At 70.9% G+C, this 16,580-nt stretch carries 19 protein-coding genes; 4 read left to right on the top strand and 15 right to left on the bottom strand.

The genetic code is table 11. The features are described from left to right. Positions 1 to 24 precede the first annotated feature (24 nt). The 3 genes from AC0N04_RS04350 to AC0N04_RS04340 are packed head-to-tail and all read left to right on the top strand — an operon-like array spanning position 25 to position 1,361. Positions 25 to 459, top strand: a complete 435-nt coding sequence (locus AC0N04_RS04350) for an FKBP-type peptidyl-prolyl cis-trans isomerase (protein ID WP_474279070.1) — start codon at positions 25 to 27, stop codon at positions 457 to 459. 44 nt (positions 460 to 503) lie between these two features. Continuing rightward, complete coding sequence (gene dtd / locus AC0N04_RS04345) at positions 504 to 959, top strand: D-aminoacyl-tRNA deacylase (protein WP_474278981.1); 456 nt, start codon at positions 504 to 506, stop codon at positions 957 to 959. A gap of 45 nt (positions 960 to 1,004) precedes the next feature. Next, positions 1,005 to 1,361: a cupin domain-containing protein gene (locus tag AC0N04_RS04340; protein ID WP_474278979.1), complete on the top strand. Its 357-nt coding sequence runs from the start codon at positions 1,005 to 1,007 to the stop codon at positions 1,359 to 1,361. A gap of 35 nt (positions 1,362 to 1,396) precedes the next feature. Here the strand turns inward: AC0N04_RS04340 and AC0N04_RS04335 are convergent, their stop codons facing one another. The 15 genes from AC0N04_RS04335 to gspG form a co-directional block, all read right to left on the bottom strand. Then, a complete protein-coding gene (locus AC0N04_RS04335; protein WP_474278977.1) occupies positions 1,397 to 1,702 on the bottom strand; it encodes a hypothetical protein in 306 nt (101 codons plus the stop codon). 16 nt (positions 1,703 to 1,718) lie between these two features. Further along, a complete protein-coding gene (locus AC0N04_RS04330; RefSeq protein WP_474278975.1) occupies positions 1,719 to 3,203 on the bottom strand; it encodes a peptide MFS transporter in 1,485 nt (494 codons plus the stop codon). Between the two features lie 93 nt (positions 3,204 to 3,296). Next, positions 3,297 to 4,196 (bottom strand): 5'-nucleotidase, encoded by a 900-nt coding sequence (locus AC0N04_RS04325; RefSeq protein ID WP_474278973.1) that lies wholly within the window; start codon positions 4,194 to 4,196, stop codon positions 3,297 to 3,299. 34 nt (positions 4,197 to 4,230) lie between these two features. Then, complete coding sequence (locus AC0N04_RS04320) at positions 4,231 to 5,229, bottom strand: AAA family ATPase (RefSeq protein WP_474278970.1); 999 nt, start codon at positions 5,227 to 5,229, stop codon at positions 4,231 to 4,233. Between the two features lie 145 nt (positions 5,230 to 5,374). Further along, the gene (gene gspF / locus AC0N04_RS04315; RefSeq protein WP_474278968.1) at positions 5,375 to 6,592 is read right to left on the bottom strand and encodes a type II secretion system inner membrane protein GspF; all 1,218 of its coding nucleotides are present in this window, start codon (positions 6,590 to 6,592) and stop codon (positions 5,375 to 5,377) included. A gap of 12 nt (positions 6,593 to 6,604) precedes the next feature. Further along, on the bottom strand, positions 6,605 to 8,038 hold the full coding sequence (gene gspE, locus AC0N04_RS04310) for a type II secretion system ATPase GspE (RefSeq protein WP_474278966.1): 1,434 nt from the start codon (positions 8,036 to 8,038) through the stop codon (positions 6,605 to 6,607). Between the two features lie 26 nt (positions 8,039 to 8,064). After that, a complete protein-coding gene (gspD, locus tag AC0N04_RS04305; protein WP_474278964.1) occupies positions 8,065 to 10,293 on the bottom strand; it encodes a type II secretion system secretin GspD in 2,229 nt (742 codons plus the stop codon). Between the two features lie 2 nt (positions 10,294 to 10,295). Beyond that, on the bottom strand, positions 10,296 to 11,144 hold the full coding sequence (gene gspN / locus AC0N04_RS04300; RefSeq protein WP_474278962.1) for a type II secretion system protein N: 849 nt from the start codon (positions 11,142 to 11,144) through the stop codon (positions 10,296 to 10,298). A 2-nt stretch (positions 11,145 to 11,146) separates the two neighbouring features. Then, complete coding sequence (gspM, locus tag AC0N04_RS04295; RefSeq protein ID WP_474278960.1) at positions 11,147 to 11,632, bottom strand: type II secretion system protein GspM; 486 nt, start codon at positions 11,630 to 11,632, stop codon at positions 11,147 to 11,149. After that, entirely contained in the window at positions 11,629 to 12,879 is a 1,251-nt protein-coding gene (gene gspL / locus AC0N04_RS04290; RefSeq protein ID WP_474278958.1) for a type II secretion system protein GspL, read from the bottom strand. The genes gspM and gspL overlap by 4 nt, the downstream gene beginning before the upstream one ends. Before the next feature lie 112 nt (positions 12,880 to 12,991). After that, positions 12,992 to 13,960, bottom strand: coding sequence for a type II secretion system minor pseudopilin GspK (gene gspK, locus AC0N04_RS04285; RefSeq protein WP_474278956.1), 969 nt, complete (start codon positions 13,958 to 13,960; stop codon positions 12,992 to 12,994). Continuing rightward, positions 13,957 to 14,613 (bottom strand): PulJ/GspJ family protein, encoded by a 657-nt coding sequence (locus tag AC0N04_RS04280; protein ID WP_474278954.1) that lies wholly within the window; start codon positions 14,611 to 14,613, stop codon positions 13,957 to 13,959. Before AC0N04_RS04280 ends, gspK begins: the two co-directional genes overlap by 4 nt. A gap of 1 nt (position 14,614) precedes the next feature. Next, the gene (gene gspI / locus AC0N04_RS04275) at positions 14,615 to 14,980 is read right to left on the bottom strand and encodes a type II secretion system minor pseudopilin GspI (RefSeq protein ID WP_474278952.1); all 366 of its coding nucleotides are present in this window, start codon (positions 14,978 to 14,980) and stop codon (positions 14,615 to 14,617) included. Between the two features lie 4 nt (positions 14,981 to 14,984). Continuing rightward, positions 14,985 to 15,470 carry a prepilin-type N-terminal cleavage/methylation domain-containing protein gene (locus AC0N04_RS04270; protein WP_474278950.1) on the bottom strand — a complete coding sequence of 162 codons (486 nt, stop codon included), beginning with the start codon at positions 15,468 to 15,470 and terminating at the stop codon, positions 14,985 to 14,987. Beyond that, a complete protein-coding gene (gspG, locus tag AC0N04_RS04265) occupies positions 15,454 to 15,903 on the bottom strand; it encodes a type II secretion system major pseudopilin GspG (protein WP_474278948.1) in 450 nt (149 codons plus the stop codon). Before gspG ends, AC0N04_RS04270 begins: the two co-directional genes overlap by 17 nt. 56 nt (positions 15,904 to 15,959) lie before the next feature. On the opposite strand from gspG, the gene AC0N04_RS04260 reads away from it, so the two are divergent. Beyond that, positions 15,960 to 16,577, top strand: a complete 618-nt coding sequence (locus AC0N04_RS04260; RefSeq protein ID WP_474278946.1) for a hypothetical protein — start codon at positions 15,960 to 15,962, stop codon at positions 16,575 to 16,577. Positions 16,578 to 16,580 lie beyond the last annotated feature (3 nt).

The raw sequence follows: 16,580 nt of genomic DNA, 5'->3' as shown, positions 1-16,580 counted from the left end.
AATTCACCGCTGGAGCCTCACATGATGTCGAAACACATTTCCTTCGCGGCGGCCGGCACCGGCCTGTGGCTCGCCTGTGCGCTTTGCGCCCACGCGGCACCGGCCGCCGGTGCGTCGGCTCCCGAGCGCAGCGCCAGCGGCCTGGTGTTCCGCTCGTTGCGCGAAGGCCATGGCACCCCGCCGCAAGCCTTCGACACGGTGCGAGTCAACTACCGCGGCACGCTGGCCAACGGCAAGGAGTTCGACAGCTCCTACAGCCGGGGGGAGCCGGCCGAGTTCCCGCTCAACCGCGTCATTCCCTGCTGGACCGAAGGACTGCAGAAGATGAAGATTGGCGGCAAGGCCGAGCTGACCTGCCCGCCGGACATCGCCTACGGCGCGCGCGGTGCCGCAGGCGTGATCCCGCCCAACGCGACCCTGCACTTCGAGGTCGAGTTGCTGGACATCCTGCATCGCTGAGCGACGCCCGCCATGGCGAACCTGATGTTGAAGACCTGCGCCGCATGATTGCGCTGGTGCAGCGGGTGCGCGAGGCCCGCGTGGACGTGGCCGGTCGGACGCTGGGCGAGATCGGCCCCGGCCTGCTGGTGCTGGTCTGCGCCGAGCCGGCGGACACGGCGATTCAGGCCGGCCGGCTGGTCGACAAGCTGTTGAAGCTGCGCATCTTCGGCGACGAGCACGGCAAGATGAATCGCAGCGTCCAGGACCTCGACGGCCAGGGCACGGCGGGCGGCCTGCTGATCGTCTCGCAGTTCACGCTGGCCGCCGACGTCAGCGGCGGCAACCGCCCCAGCTTCACCGGAGCGGCGCCGGCCGCGCAGGGGCGCGCCCTCTACGACGAGGTGCTGGCCCGGGCCCGTGCGGCGCACCCGAAGGTGGCCGCCGGAGAATTCGGTGCCGACATGCAGGTCCACCTGATCAACGACGGGCCGGTGACGATCCCGATCCGGCTGAACTGACGCCCCACGAAGGCCTTGAAACGTGTTCGACGAGCGACAAGCACCATGAACCCCATCATCCGCTTCGATCCTCCTGCCACCGCACCGGTGGTGGACCAGCCCCGCGCCGAGCGGCGTGAAGTCGGCGCCCCCGAGCGTCTGACCTGGACGCTGTACGAGAGCGCCCCCGACGGCGTGGCCGCAGGCATCTGGGCCTGCGAGCCCGGCCGCTGGCGCATCGAGTTCGGTCCGCACGAGCACGAGTACTTCGTGGTGCTCGAGGGGCGGGCCCGCCTGCGCGACGACGCCGGCACGGTGACCGATGTCGGCCCGGGCGAGGCGGCGGTGATTCCGGCCGGCTTTCGCGGCTCGTTCGAAGTGCTGGAGCGCGTGCGCAAACACTTCGTCGTGGTCGAGCGCTGAGCCCGACCGCCAGGCCGCAGGGCCCGGCGCAGGTCTCAGTCGTCGCGGTCGGCGGCGCCGGCCAGGAGCTTCTTCACGTCGGCGACGAAGTCTCGGACCTGGGCGCTGTCACGCACCGTCCGGCTCAGCCACTCCGGACTCTGGCGACTGGGTTTTTTCACCACCGCCACGGCGAGCGATTGGCCGTCTGCCGCCAGAGCGGCTCGCGCCCAGGCCTGACCCTGCCGCTCGAAGCGGCCTTCGCGTTCGGTCAGGCCGGCGTCGCGCAGTTCGCGGCGCAGGCGGGCCAGGGCTTCGTCGGCCTTGAAGGCCGGGGCGGCGAAAAAGTCGGCGTCGCTCATGCGGGGGCTCCTCGTCTCACGCGGGTCGGTGCATCAGCCGTTGCAGCCACGGGGTCAGCATCAGCAGCAGCAGGCCGGCGCCGATCGACGAGCCGAACAGGAAGGCATAGATCGGCACGCCGCTGCCCGCGAGCAGGCCTTCGAGCGCGCCGGCCAGGTAGTTGGCGATGCCGGTGGCCATCAGCCACACGCCCATCAGCAGGCCCACCAGGCGCCCGGGGGCGACGCGCGACACCAGCGACAGGCCGACCGGCGACAGCATCAGCTCGCCGACGGTGTGCAGGGTGTAGACCGAGGTCAGCCACAGCGGGCCGACGCTGCCCAGGCGCTGTGCGCGCGATTGCGCCATCGCCATCACCACGAAGCCCAGGCCCAGCACGATCATCCCCAGGCCTTGCTTGGCCGTGTCGGGCAGCGCCCAGCGCGAGCGGTCCAGCCGGGTCCAGAGGGCAGAGAACAGCGGTGCCAGCAGCACGATCACCAACGGGTTGATCGACTGGAACCACGACGCGGGAATCTCGAAACCGAAGGCGTGGCGGTCGGTCTGCTTGTCGGCGAACAGCGTCATCGTGCCGCCGGCCTGCTCGAACCCCATCCAGAAGAAGATCACGAAGAAGGCCACGACCGTGATCGCGAGCACCCGTCCGCGCTCGGCGCGGGTCAGCGGCGTGGCTGCGCCGCCGCGGCGCCGCCAGCCGGCCAGGCTCAGGCCGATCAGCGCCAGCCCGGCTGCGCCCTGCGCCTCGCCGGACAGCGAAGCCCAGGCCCGCTCCAGCATCGGCCAGGCCGCCAGCACCGCCTCCAGGCCCAGGACCGCCACCACGCAACTGGCCAGCACCAGCGGCAGATGGCGGCGGCCCACGGCGTCCTGGTCGTCGCGCAATCCGGCCCGGCCCAGCAGGGACTGGCCGCGCAACAGCACGGTCAGTCCCAGGGCCATGCCCACGCCGGCGCTGGCGAAACCCCAGTGCCAGCCCAGGCGCTCGCCCAGCGTGCCGGCCACCAGCGGGGACAGGAAGGCGCCCAGGTTCACGCCCATGTAGAAGATGGTGTAGCCGCCGGCGCGCCGTGGATCGTCGGCCGGATAGAGCATGCCCACCATCGAGGTGGTGTTGGGTTTGAACAGCCCGTTGCCGACGATCAGCAGGCCCAGCGCCAGGTGCAGCAGCGAGGGCACGGCCATCGCGAAATGGCCCAGCATCATGATCGAGGCGCCGATCACCGCAGCCAGCCGCGAGCCCAGCCAGCGGTCGGCCAGGCTGCCGCCGATCAGCGGCGTCAGGTAGACCAGGGCGGTGTACAGGCCGTAGAGCGCCAGCGCGTCGGCGCGTGGGTAGCCCAGCGCATTGACGAGGTACAGCACCAGCAGGGCGCGCATGCCGTAATAGCTGAAGCGCTCCCACATCTCGGTCAGGAAGATGATCTTCAGGCCGGGCGGGTGGCCGGCGGCGGCTGGCACGGGCAAAGGGGGCGTCGCGTCGACGGTCGCGGAGGCGGTCAAGTTCGTGGCTCGATGAAGTGGCAGGGCGCCGGCGGCTTCGTGGGCTGCAGGCGGGCGGGATTGTCGCCCAAGCCGGCGCTGCGCTCCGGACGGTCAGCCGCCGTTGCTGACGCCCGCCACCACATGGCCCGACGGCACCCGGCTCGCGGCGTCGGCGACATGGCCGGTCTGGTCGTCGAAGAAGAAATCGGGCTCGAACTGCTGCAGGAATTCGCCCTTGGACAGGCCGCCCAGGAACAGCGCCTCGTCGACTTCCACGCGCCAGTCCATCAGGGTGCGGATCGCCCGCTCGTGGGCTGGCGCGCTGCGCGCGGTCACCAAGGCGGTGCGCACGCGCTGGCCGGCACCGGCGTCGCTGCGCAGGCGGTGCAGCGCATCCAGCAGCGGCTTGAACGGGCCGGGCGGCAGCGGTGTGGCCGCGTGCGCGGCCTCGTGGCGCTGGAAGGCGCCCAGACCGTCGCGCTGATAGACGCGCTCGGCCTCGTCGGAGAACAGCACCGCGTCGCCGTCGAAGGCGATGCGGACTTCGTCCGGATGGGCCTCGGAGGCGCGCTCCGAGTGCGGATAGACCCGCGCCGCCGGCACGCCGGCCGCCAGCGCCGCGCGCACGTCGGCTTCGTTGGCCGACAGGAACAGGTGGGCGCGAAACGGCTTCAGGTAGCGCCACGGCGCCGCGCCGCGGGTGAAGGCGCCGCGCTCGATCGCCAGGCCGTAATGGGCGGCCGAGCGGAACACGCGCAGACCCGAGACCGCATCGTTGCGCGACAGGATGACGACCTCGACCCGGGTCCGTCCGTCGCGGTTGAAGGCGAGCAGCTTGCGCACCAGCGAAAAGGCCACGCCGTGGCGCGCGGGATCGTCGATCCGTTCGAGCTGCAGGCGCATGTAGGCCTGATCGTCGTCGCGTTCGAAGACCTGGTTTTCTTCCTCGAAATCGAACAGGGCGCGCGACGAGATCGCGACCACCAGGCGGTCATCCAGCGAGACAGGCATCGCCGCATGATAGTGGCGGCACCGGGCCGCCGCGTCAGTGCACGAAACCGATGCCCGCCTTGCGTTGCGACGCGGCCGGCAGATCCTGGGCCTTGACCTCGTCGCGTCCGGCGAGCCGGGCGTTGCCGAACGCGGTCATCCAGGCCCGGCGCATCTCGCGCGGCGCCATCGCCGCGAGCGCGTCCAGCACCTCGGCCGCGGGCTCGGCCTCGAAACGCCGGCCCCAGTGGTGCTCGGTACGGATGCTGTCGTACAGGCGACGGGCGATGGTGCGTGCCGCATCGCGATCGGGCACCTGCACCTGGTAGACGTTCATGCGGTTCAGGATCGGTTCGGGGATGTCGCGCTCGTCGTTGGCGGTGGCGACCCAGATCACCTGGCTGGCGTCGATCGGCACTTCGGCGAACTCGTCGGTGAAGGCCTGCGCGGTGTCGTGTTCGAGCAGGCTGTAGAGCGCGCCCAGCGGGTCGTAGGCGTGTTCGCCGCGGGCCTTGTCGATCTCGTCGACCACCATCACCGGATTCGCGTAGGCGCCTTCGACCAGGGTCTCGAAGATCTTGCCCGGCCGCGCTCCCTTCCACTGGCTGGACGCGCCCGACAGCACCCAGCCGGCGGTCAGCGAGCTCATGCTCATGAAGCCCATGCCGGTCCCGAGCAGCTTGGCCACCTCGCGGGCGAAATGGGTCTTGCCGACGCCGGGCGGGCCCAGCAGCAGCATCGGGGTGATCTCCAGCGCGTCGCGGCTGTCCTCGCACAGGGCGATCTGGCGACGCAGGTCGTCGAGCACCTCGTGGAAGTTCGGCAGTTCATCGTAGAGGTGCGTCATCGCCGGCAGGCCCGAGGGCTTGACCTGGAACCGCTCGGGGCCTTTCTCCAGCATGCGCTCGTAGGTGCCGCGCAGCATCTCGTGTTCGCGTGGCGGCAGCTTGCCCAGCTTCTGCTCGACATCGCCCGGGTGGAACACGGCCCGCATGCGGGCGATCGGGATGCGGCCCCCCGGGGCCATGGACATGAGCTCATGAGAAGCAGACATCGGACCTCCATCCAAGCCGGCGCCGGAGGGAATTCCGGCAGCCTCATTGCAGCAAACACCGCACGGCCCCGGCGGCGCGAAGAGACGGGCAAACCGAGGTCAGATCAAGCGTAGCAAATCGCGGGCCCGGAGGCGGCCCGCCGGCTCACTTGACCCAGGTGTTGAGCTGGATGATGGGCAGCATCACCGACAGCACGATCAGCATCACGACCATCCCCATCACCACGATCAGCAGCGGCTCCAGCAAGGTGGCCATCGCCATCGCCCGCCGCTGGACCTCGCCGCTGAGCTGGCGCGCGGCGCGCTCGAGCATCAGCGGCAGCTGGCCGGTCTGCTCGCCCAGCCGGCTGAACATCGCCAGCAGGCCCGGGAAACGCTTCTTGGCCGCCAACGCCGAGGCCAGCGGGGCGCCCTCGCGCACCTGGACCAGCGCGGCCAGCGCATCGGCACGCATCGCGCGGTTGCCCAGCGTCTCGGCCGCCGCCTGCAACGCCTTCAGGATGGGCACGCCGGCCCCCGCGAGCATCGCCAGCGTGCCGGCGAACCGCGCGGCGTTGTAGCCGCGGGTCAAGCGGCCCACCAGCGGCAGATTCAGCAGGCTGGCGTCGAAGCGCTCGCGGAACGCCTCGTTGCGCAGCGCATAGCCCAGGCCGGCGCCGGCCGCGACCAGCAGGGCCGCCAGGATCAGGCCGTAGCTGCGCACCAGGCCGCTGAACCCCAGCATCGCCACCGTCAGCCAGGGCAGCGCGTGCTTGCTGCTCGCGAACACGCTGGCCACCTGAGGCACGACGTAGGTGACGAGGAAGGTCACGATCACCACCGCGATCAGCGAGACGATGGCGGGATACAGCATCGCGCCGATCAGCTTGGCCTTCAGACCCTGGCGCTCTTCGAGGTCGTCGGCCAGGCGTTCGAGCACCGGGCCGAGCGCACCGCTCTGCTCGCCGGCGGCCACCACCGCGCGGTAGACGTCGTCGAAATCCTTGGGGCAGGACACCAGCGCCCGGGCGAACGGACTGCCGGCGTTGACCTCGCTGCGCAGGTGGGCCACCAGCTCGCTGTGCCTGGGGTCCTCGGCCTCGTCGGCCAGCGCGGTCAGCGCGCGCTCCAGCGGCAGGCCCGAGCCGACCAAGCCGGCCAGCTGGCGTGTCCACACGGTCAACCCCGACGCGCTGAAGACGCGGCGCTTGAACTTCACCTGGCCGTCCGCCGCGGTGTCCTTCGAGCCCACCGCGGTCACGGTCAGCGGCACCAAGTCGCTGTCGCGCACCAGCGCCCGTGCCGCCTTGACGTTGTCCGCCTCGATCAGCCCGCCGACCGTCTTGCCGGCCGCATCCAGGGCTTCGTATTTATAGGCCGGCATGCAATATCACGCTCACTCGCGAGTGACCCGGACCACTTCTTCCATCGAGGTGATGCCCTCGTGGACCAGCCGCTCGCCGGCCTCGCGCATCGGGCGCAGGCCGCGGCGGGTGGCCGCGGCGACGATTTCACCCTCGCTGGCACGGCTGTGGATCAGCGCCTGCACGGCGTCGTCCACCACCATCAATTCGTAGACGCCGGTGCGGCCCTTGTAGCCGGTGTGGCTGCATTCGGCGCAGCCCACCGGATGCCAGCGCGGCTCACCGCGTTCGTCGTCGCCTCGCTTCTTGCAATGCGGGCACAGCTTTCGCACCAGCCGCTGTGCCAGCACGCCCAGCAGGCTGGAGCTGAGCAGGAAGGGTTCGACGCCCATGTCGATCAGCCGCGCGACGGTGGACGGGGCGTCGTTGGTGTGCACCGTGGCCAGCACCAGATGGCCGGTGAGCGAGGCCTGGATCGCGATCTGCGCGGTCTCGCCATCGCGGATCTCGCCCACCATGATCACGTCCGGGTCCTGGCGCAGGAAGGCGCGCAAGGCCTTGGCGAACGTCAGGTCGATCTTCGGATTGACCTGGGTTTGGCTGATGCCCGGCAGCTCGTATTCGACCGGGTCCTCGACCGTCAGGATGTTGGTGGTGGCGGTGTCGAGCCGGCCCAGCGAGGCGTACAGCGTGGTGGTCTTGCCCGAGCCGGTCGGACCGGTGACCAGCACGATGCCGTGCGGCTGGTGCACCAGCGCATCGAAGGCCTGCAGCACCTCGCCGTCCATGCCCAGGCCTTCCAGCGTGAAGCGCGATTCGCTCTTGTCGAGCAGGCGCAGCACGGCGCGCTCGCCATGCGCGCTGGGCAGGGTCGAGACCCGCACGTCGATCGCCCGGCCGCCAATGCGCAGGCTGATGCGGCCGTCCTGCGGCAGGCGCTTCTCGGCGATGTCGAGCTCGGCCATGATCTTCAGGCGGCTGATCAGCGCCGCGTGCAGCGCCTTGTTCGGCTGCACCACCTCGCGCAGCGTGCCGTCGACCCGGAAACGAACCGACGAGCTGCGCTCGTAGGGTTCGATGTGGATGTCGCTCGCGCCGTCCTTGGCCGCCTGCGTCAGCAAGGCGTTGAGCATGCGGATGATGGGGGCGTCGTTGGCCGCTTCGAGCAGGTCCTCGACGGCCGGCAGCTCCTGCATCATGCGCGACAGGTCGACGGCGCTCTCGACTTCGCCCACCACCGCGGCGGCGCTGGCCTCGCCGCCGGCATAGGCCGCCGAGAGGCGATCGGCCAGCGCGGCGGGGGCCTCGGTCTCGAAATGGTCCACGGCATACAGCCGCAGCACCTCGGTGAGCGCGCTGCGCGGCGTGGTGTCGGCCAGGCGCAGGGTCAGCTGCCGGCCGTCGTCCTCGAGCAGCAGGGTGTTGGCCTTGGCGAAGGCGTAGGGCAGGGGATGCCGGGGGCCCATGGTGTGGCGTCTTCCGCGGATGGAGTTCAGTGGCCGCCGGCGGCGGAGGCCGGCGCAGCAGGCGGCATCGGCGTCACCGGTCGGCCGTTCTGCAGCGGCGGCAGCACCGCCGACTCGTTGATCGGCGTGAGCCGGCTGGGCTCGGGCTGGCTGTTCTGCTGCAGCGCGCGGATCGCCTCGTAGCGGTCCATCACCAACTGGTCGGAGGCCTGCTGGTCGCGGATCACGACCGGCCGCAGGAACACCATCAGATCGGTCTTGACCCGGGTCCGCGTGTTGTTGCGGAACAGGTTGCCGATCAGCGGCAGGCTGGACAGGCCCGGCACCTGGCCGTCGCTGTCCGAATATTCATCCTTCATCAGCCCGCCCAGCACCATCATCTGGCCATCGTTGACGACCACGGTGGTCTCGACCGAGCTCTTGTCGGTGATCAGCCCCGCCGTGGTGTTCTGGTTGACCGACGAGTTTTCCTGGTAGATCGTCATGCGCACGGTGTTGCCCTCGCCGACCTGGCTCTTGATGCGCAGCGTCAGGCCCACGTCCTTGCGTTCGATGGTCTGGAACGGGTTGGTGGCGCCGGTGCCCGAGCCGGTGTTGGTGTACGAGCCGGTGATGAACGGCACGTTCTGGCCGACCACGATCTTGGCCTCCTCGCCGTCCAGCGCGACCAGGTTGGGTGTCGACAGCACGTTCGCCCCGGCCTTGGTCTGCAGGAAATTCGCCAGGGCGCCCAGCGTGTAGATGCCGTTGATCTTGGTGATCAGCCCGACGTTCAGGCCCTGGCCCGGCACGGTCACCGAGGTGCCGGAACTGGTCGAGGTGGCGCCGCCGGCCAGCGACAGGTTGATGATGTTGTTGCCGCCGGTGCCGAAGTTGGTGCCGATCGCGAGGCCGGTGGTCTTGGAATTGTTGGCCAGCAAATCCTGCCACTGGATGCCGAAATCGGCCTCCTTCGACGCGTCGACCTTGACGATCATCGACTCGACATAGATCTGCGCACGGCGCTGGTCGAGCTGGTCGATCACCTCGCGCAACTGACGGTAGACCGGCTCGGGCGCCGAGATGATCAGCGAGTTGGTCGACGGGTCGGCCTGGATCTGGCCGCCGGTGGACGGTTGCGGCGAGGCCGCCACGGGCGTGGTGGCGGCGGCGCTGGCGGTCCCGGTGCCCGACGCGGCGGCATTGCCGCCGGCGGCACCGGCCTGCCCGAGCAGGCTGCCGCTGGCCGACAGGCCGCTGCCCCCCGTGCGCGCGTTGCCGATGCTGCCGGCCGCCGTACTGCTGCTGCCGCCGCCGGCCAGCGCGGCACGCAGCACCTCGGCGAGCTTGGTGGCGTCGGCGTTCTTGAGGTAGACGACCCAGATGTTGCCGGCGGGGCCGCCGCCGGGCGTGGGTTGGTCGAGCTGGTCGATCAGTTGGCGCACCGCGGCCATCCGGGCCGGATTGGCCGCGCGCACGATCAGCGAGTTGCTGCGCGGCTCGATCAGCACCGTGGTGCCGGTGGACTGCAGCGCCACCGCGCCCGGCGCGCCGAGGGTCGGGCCGTTGTCGGCGAGCTTCTGCACCAGCGGGGCGAGGTCGGACGCCACCGCATGCTTCAGGCGCACCACCGCCACCTCGGACGCCGCGGGCTGGTCGAGCGCGGCGATGATCTTGCCCAGGCGTTGCAGGTTGTCGGCGTAGTCGGTGATCACCAGCGTGCTGCTGCTGGCGTTGGCGTTGATCGTGTTGTTGGCGCTGATCAGCGGCCGCAGCACCGGCACCAGGTTGTTCGGGTTCTCGTGGTCCAGGTGGAAGATCTGGGTCAGGATCTGGTCGCCGCGCGCCGACGGCGCGCCCACCGACACCGTGCCCGCCTGCAGCTTGGCCTCGGCTTCGGGTACCACCTTCAGCAGGCCCGCGTTCTCGACCACGGTGAAGCCCAGGCCGCGCAGTGCCGCCAGGTAGTTGCGCCAGGCCTCCTGGGGCGGCAGCGCCTTGTCGCTGGTGATCGTGAGCTGGCCTTTGACGCGTGGGTCGACGATGATCTGGCGATCCAGCATGGCCGCGATCGCCCGCGAGACCATCTCGATGTCGGCGTTGACGAAATTCAGCGTCACCGGCGCGCGCGCATGCGTCGAGGGCATCGGCATCTCGGTCTCGGCCGCGCGCGGCGCGCCGTGAAGCCCGAGCAGCAGCGCCAGCAGCAGCGGCGCTGCAGGCCGGGCCGAGGGGGTCGGCCGAGCGGGGCGAGAGGAAGTGGCGTGCAAAGTCATGGTCACCCGATCGAAATGCGGGCCAGGGCGCCGTTGCGCTGGCCGATGATGTTCAGCAGATTGTTCAGCGGCGCCTCGAAACCCGGCGCCGCCTGGGCCTGGCCTTCGAAGTGCCCGCCGTTGGTCCCGATCTGCCCGTTGCCGCTGAGTTGCAGCGCGCCGGACAGGGTGCTGAGCTGCACTTGCAGCGCGCTGTCGCCGCGCGGCGACAGGCTGAGGCGATAGCTGCCCAGCGGCTCGACCGTCGTCAGACGCGACGACATCTGCTGCAGGTCCAGCCAGGCCTGCCCATGCAGCTGCCAGCGGCCCTGCGCCTCGTCCAGGCTCAGCGCGCGCGCCGTCAAGGTCAGCGAACCGCTGGGGCGCAAGGTGTTCAGCGGCGCGCCCAGCCCTTCCAGCCAAGCGGCCGGCCACTGCCCCACGACGTCGGTGTCCGTCTGAAGCTGCCATTGCTGGGCGCCCCAGCGCGGACGCCAGGTCAGCGTCGGCGTGCCCTTCAGGCAGCAGGCCTGGGTCAGGCCGAGGCGAAGGCCGCCCCAGAAGGGTCGCAGCGTCCACTGCAGCCGCGAAGGCAGCACCGCGGCGTCGCGCGGACCGCCGCTCAGCACCAGCAGCGCGCTGCCCTGCCACACCGTGCCCGCCGGCTCGGCCAGCAGCAGCCGGCCCTGGGTGGCCTGGGTCACCGCGCGCGCAAGCCACGCTGCCGGCGCGAAGGCGAACAGGGCCAGCGCAGCGCCGACCACCAGGCCTGCGGCGCCCCAGCGTACCGAACCGGTCGGCGTGCGGGCCCCCTTCTTGCCCGTGGGCGGGCGAGCGGCCGAGGCCCGCACCAGCGAGAGCGTCGGTTTCATGCTCATTCGCCGCCGCCCGCCAGGCTGACCACCACCTGGCCGCTCAAGCTGCTGCCGTTGCGGCTGAGCTGGAGATCGATGGGGCGGGCGCGCGCGCCGCTGCGGACTTCGGCCAGCCAGGCGCTGAACGGTTGCGCATCGACGCCGGTCAGCGTCAGCGTGGCGCGGTCGCCCTGCACCTGCAACCTGGCCTTGCTGCCGAGACGGTCGGTGGCGGCCTTCAAGGCCTGTGCCGATTGCTCTGCGCTCACCGGCGGCAAGGCGCCGAGTTCGTGGGCTTCGGCCGCCAGCCCTTTCATTTGCAGGATCTGCGCCTCGACAGCCTCGCGTTCGCCCGGCACCTCTTTCCAGGTGCGCCAGGCGGGTCGCACGCCGACGGCCCACACCAGCAACAGCGACAGCGCGAGTGCCGCTGCGATGACGGCCTGGCGTTCGCGTTGCGACAACCCGTTCCAGTAGGGTCGCAGGGCTTGCATCAACGGGTTCATCGGGGCTCTCCGGCGCCGCCGGGCGCCCGTCGGCTGATCACCAGGCGCCCCGCGGCGGATTCGGCGTCCAGCCCCTGCACCTGCAGCGCGTTGCGCAAGGCCTGGACCTCGGCCGGGGTCCAGCCGGCGCTGCCCAGGGTCAGGCGGCCGGGTTCGAACTTGATCGAGTCGGCCGGCCCGCGCGAGGCCGGCCAGGCCGATGCGACCGCCGACAGCATCGGCTCCAGGTCGCCTTCACCGGGCTGACCGGCGGCGGCACGCAGGCGCTCGACTTCCTTTTGCATCTGCGCCGGCGCGTCGATCACCGCCCGCACCTTCGGAAAGCTCGTCTGCAACACGCTGACGAGGCTGCGCTTTTGCGCCTCCAGGGCCTGGCGCTGCTGCCAGGCCCAGGCGTTGAGCCCGACCAGGTTCACCAACAGCAGGGCTGCCAGGCCGTAGCGCACCGGGCGCCAGGCCCGGTCGCGCAGCAAGCGCTGCAGCAGGTCGCGTGCGATGCGGCTGCCGCGGCGCTGCGGGCTGAGGTCGAACTGGCGCAGATTCCAGTCGCTGCGCGCCGCCGCCAGCAGGAAATCGGCCGGCGACAGCGCGGCCACGGTGTCGCCGGCCAGGCTGGCGGCCTCGCTGGCGCAGTCGGGCGTGGCCGACCAGCGCACCGCGCGGCCGGCCTGCCGGCGTTCCAGCAGGCTGCGGGCACCGCCGCCGGCCAGCGGCAGGCACAGCGGCCCGTGCTCGTCGCGCCAGGCGAGCTGGCTGCCGCCGCCGTCGCCCGGGTTGAAGACGTGGGCGGCGGGCGTGTCGTCCGGCGCCCAGGCCGGCACCAACCGGTCCACTGACAGCCCGGTGGCCTCCAGCGCGTCGATCTGCGCCTTGAGCCACGGCCGGGCCGCCGCCGCCACCCAGCCGGCTTCGCCGGCCTTCCAGTTCGGCGCGACGGCCAGGTGAAGATCGGCTTCGTCGTCGAGCAGCGATTCCTCCAGCACGCCGGCCAGGGCCGCGCGCAGGCGATTGGCCGGGGCTTTGGGGGCGGTCAGGCGGTGCCAGGCGAGATCGCCCGGCGCCAGCACCGCGATCGTCGTCTGCGCGCGGGGCAGCAGGGCGGCCGTCTGGCGACCCTGGCGGTTCACCTGCACCCCGTCGGCACTGAGGACGTAGTTCAGCTCGGTCGAGTCCGGCGCGACGCGCGCCGGCATCTGCTGGGCGGTGAGCCGTGGCGGCGACGGCAGCTGAACAATCAATAAGGACATGGACAGGGCAGGCCAGGTTGTCGGCAGGGGAGCAATGACTTCAGGCTCCCGGCGGCAAGGCCGGGTTGTATCTCATTATGGTGGCCGCCATGTCGGCCCACGGCGGCGGCGCTCATGATTCTGGGGGCAGGGTCTCGCGCCACATCACCTGCACGTCCTGACCCCGGCGTTGGACCAGGGTCAGCTCGCGCAGCACGAAATCGTCGTAGCGGAGTTCGCCCAGGATGTCGAAAAAGCTCGAATTGACCCCCAGCAGGCGGGGGTCGACGCTCAGGTTCTTGGGCAGGTAGGCGGAGGCTGCGGCGACGCGCGCGAGGCCACCGTTCAGGCGGGCCTGCATCAGGCGCTCGGCGCTGGCGCGGTCCAGGCCGTCGATCGAGGCCATCAGCACCTCGGGCGGGGCGGTGTTGATGTTGACCGGCGTCTCCGCGGGCAGGATGGTCACGAAGGGTTTCAGGCGGTCGATCTGCTGCGGGTCCAGGCCCAGCCAGGCCAGGTCGCTCAGCCGCTGCGGTGCCAGCGGCGAATCCGGCGAGACCTTCTGGTTGGCATCGAGCTGGTTCTCGGCCTTGTCGGCGCCACGCATGCCGTCGGCGATGCGCGGCGCCAGGTCGCTGGGCAGGCCCAGGATCTGGGTCAACCGCTGCAGCACCCTGAACTGCAGCATCGCGACCTCCGGGTCGTCGTCGAGCAGGTTGCGCAGGTTGTAGCGAGCCTGCGCGTCGCTGATCTGGCCCGACAGAAAGGCGTCCAGCGTCACGTCGGTGCTGTTGTTGCGGTCGGCGGCGAGGAATTCGGAGAGCTTCACGTCCTTGAGCGGCGTCGCCCAGACCTCGTCGAGCGAATCGATGTTGGCATGCTTGGTGTCCTGGGCATCGGTGCGCAGGATCAGGCGGGCCCAGTCGACCGCGCCCTGCACCAGCCAGGCGGCCTGCGTGCGGGCGCGCTCCGCGCTCTCGACCTCGATCGCCTGCCATTGCTGCCAGACCATGCCGGCCGACAAGGTGGCCACCAGAGCCACGATCAGCATCGCCAGCAACAGGGCGGCGCCGCGTTGCGCAGGGCGCGAAGGGCGTCTCATGGCGTCAGCAGCAGGTCGCGGGTCAGCGTGCCGCCGGGCAGGCCCAGCACGAGCCGCACGCCCTTGGGCAAGGCGTCGTGATCGGTGCCGGGCGTGGCCGACGAGGCCGACGACGCGGCCGGTGCCGCGGTGGCGGGGCCGACGTTGCCGGTCGACTGGGCGTTGGACCATGCGTTGTCGCCGACCTGGAAGTAATAGACCTGCAGGCTGGACACGCCGTCGAGCATGGCCAGCGCGTCGGCGCTGATGGCCGACCACTGCTGGCCGCGCAGCCACCATTGCTGCAGGTCCTGCACCCGCGTCACCGGCGGCGAGGCCCAGCGCCACAGCTGGTTGCCCTGCCGGGTCCAGACCACGTATTCCATGCCCTGGGGGCTGCGCCGGCTCAGCCGCAACGAGCCGCCATCGAAGCTCAGCGGCGGCACGGCGGGCGTGTCCTGGACCTGCTGCAGATCGTCCTGCCATTGGGCCAGCACGGTGTCCAGGCGCAGCACGCGCTCGGTGTTCTCGCGGGCGCCATCGCGGGTGCGGGCGAGCGCGTCGACGCCGCGCCAGGCCATCAGTGCCAGGACCGACATGATGAACATCGCCACCAGCACCTCGACCAGCGTGAAGCCGCGCGGTGCTGTCGACGGACGCCGGCGGGACCGCATCTCAATACCTCGGCACGATCACCGACAGGCGCAGCAGCGGCGTCGCGTCCTCGGTCGCGACCGACAGGTCGACGATCCGGAAGCTCGGGTTGAACGACGCCCGCACCGTTTGGGTCAGGCGGAATCGGCTGCCGAGCTCGGTGCATTCCGAGTTGGCTTCGCCGACGTCGGGAAAGACCTTGGCCAGACGCAGATTGGCGAGCTGGTTCTCGGCGCACCACTGGCCCAGCGTGACGTTGGAGAGCCGCTGCGCGTTGTTCAGCAGGGCGCCGCCGGCACGGCTGCCGGCGGCCAGCACCACCGCGACGATGGCCACCGCCACCAGCACCTCGACCAGCGTGAATCCCGGGCTCAGGAGGCGGCGCATGGCGTCACTGCACCGCGGTGGCGGCGCCGCTGTCGAGCACCGCGAACGGTGCCAGGCCATCGGTGGCGAGCACCAACTGGCGATCTTCGAGGTGCAGCACCACGCGCTGCGCGCCGATCACTGGCTCGGGCCCCAGGCGCACCACCGGTGCGCCGATCACCTCGGCCCGGGTGCGGTCGTCGAGCCAGGCCGACGGCAGGCCCGCGTCGGACGACAGTCCGCTGAACTCGAAGCCGGTGCCGTTCGGCCCCGCGGGGTGCCACAGCACTTCCTGGCCGGTGGCGCGAGAGCGCGCCCGGGCCCCTTCGAACAAGGCCGACAGCCGCACCGCCTCTTCATCGAGCTGGCTGGCATCGCGATCGCGCAGCGACAGCGTCACCAGCGCGACGGCGATCGCCAGCAAGGCCATCACCACCATCAGCTCCAGCAGCGTGAAGCCGGCAGGCGTCGCGCCCAGTGGCCGGCGGCCGGGGTTACTGCCAGGAGCCAATATCGGCGTCCTTGCCCTCGCCCCCGGGCTGGCCGTCGGCGCCGTAGCTGAACACGTCGATCTCGCCCTTCACGCCCGGGTTCGCGTACTGATAGTCGTGACCCCACGGGTCCTTGGGCAGCTTGTCGAGGTAGGTCTTCCAGTTCGGCGGGATCGGCTCGGTGGTGGGGCGCGTCACCAGCGCCTGCAGGCCCTGTTCGGCAGTCGGATAGCGCTGGTTGTCGAGCTTGTAGAGCTTGAGCGCCTGCATCAGGTTACCCACATCGGTGCGTGCCGCGGTGACTCGGGCGTCGTCGGCACGTTCGAGCACGTTGGGCACGATCAGCGCCGCCAGCACGCCGATGATCACCAGGACCACCATCAACTCGATCAGCGTGAAGCCGCGACGACGGGGCGCCGGGCGGGTGCGGTGGAGCAGGGGGGCAGTCGTCATGATGGTGGGGGGTGCGGCGTGTGCGGGCCTCGAAGTGGCTGCATCATAATCGTCGGATGCGGACCAAATTGTTAAGCTTCGGGCTGTGGGCCGTGGTGTCGGCCAGCCTGTTGTTCTGGGGATTGAGGCTGGCCGCGCCACGCCCGGGTCTGCCGGCGCAGGCGCACTTGCCGATGCGCCACGTGGCGATGGGCGGCGACCTGGGGCGCTTGCTGGGTGCCGCCGCCCCGGCCGACGCCGAGGAGGACGCACCGAGCTCAGACGAACGCTACCACCTGCTGGGCGTGGTGGCGCCGCGCGGCGCGGGCACCTCGCCGCAGGGGGTGGCCCTGATCGCGGTGGGCGACCAGCCGGCGAAGGCCTGGCGCACCGGCGCCGTGGTGGAGGGCGACACGGTGCTGCTGTCGGTCTCCAAGCGCTCGGTGCAGTTGGGCCCGCGCGGCGGTGCCCCGACCATCGAACTGAGTCTGCCCGACCCGGCCACGGCCAATCGCTCCGCGCCGGCGTTGCCGGTCGCGCGGGTCAGCCCGCCGCCGGGCGGGGTCTTGTTCGGCGCGGTGCAGAACCGCCCGCTGGGCTTGGGCGGCGGCGTGCTGCCGTTGCGGCCGCAGGCCGGGTTGCGCCCCGAGGCGGCCAGCCAGCCTGCGGGCAACGACGGCGACAGCGACGAATAGCGT

It is taken from the genome of Ideonella sp. sgz306126 (assembly GCF_056032705.1).
Note: the sequence above shows the minus strand (reverse complement) of the source record. Positions and strands in the feature narration are given on the sequence as shown.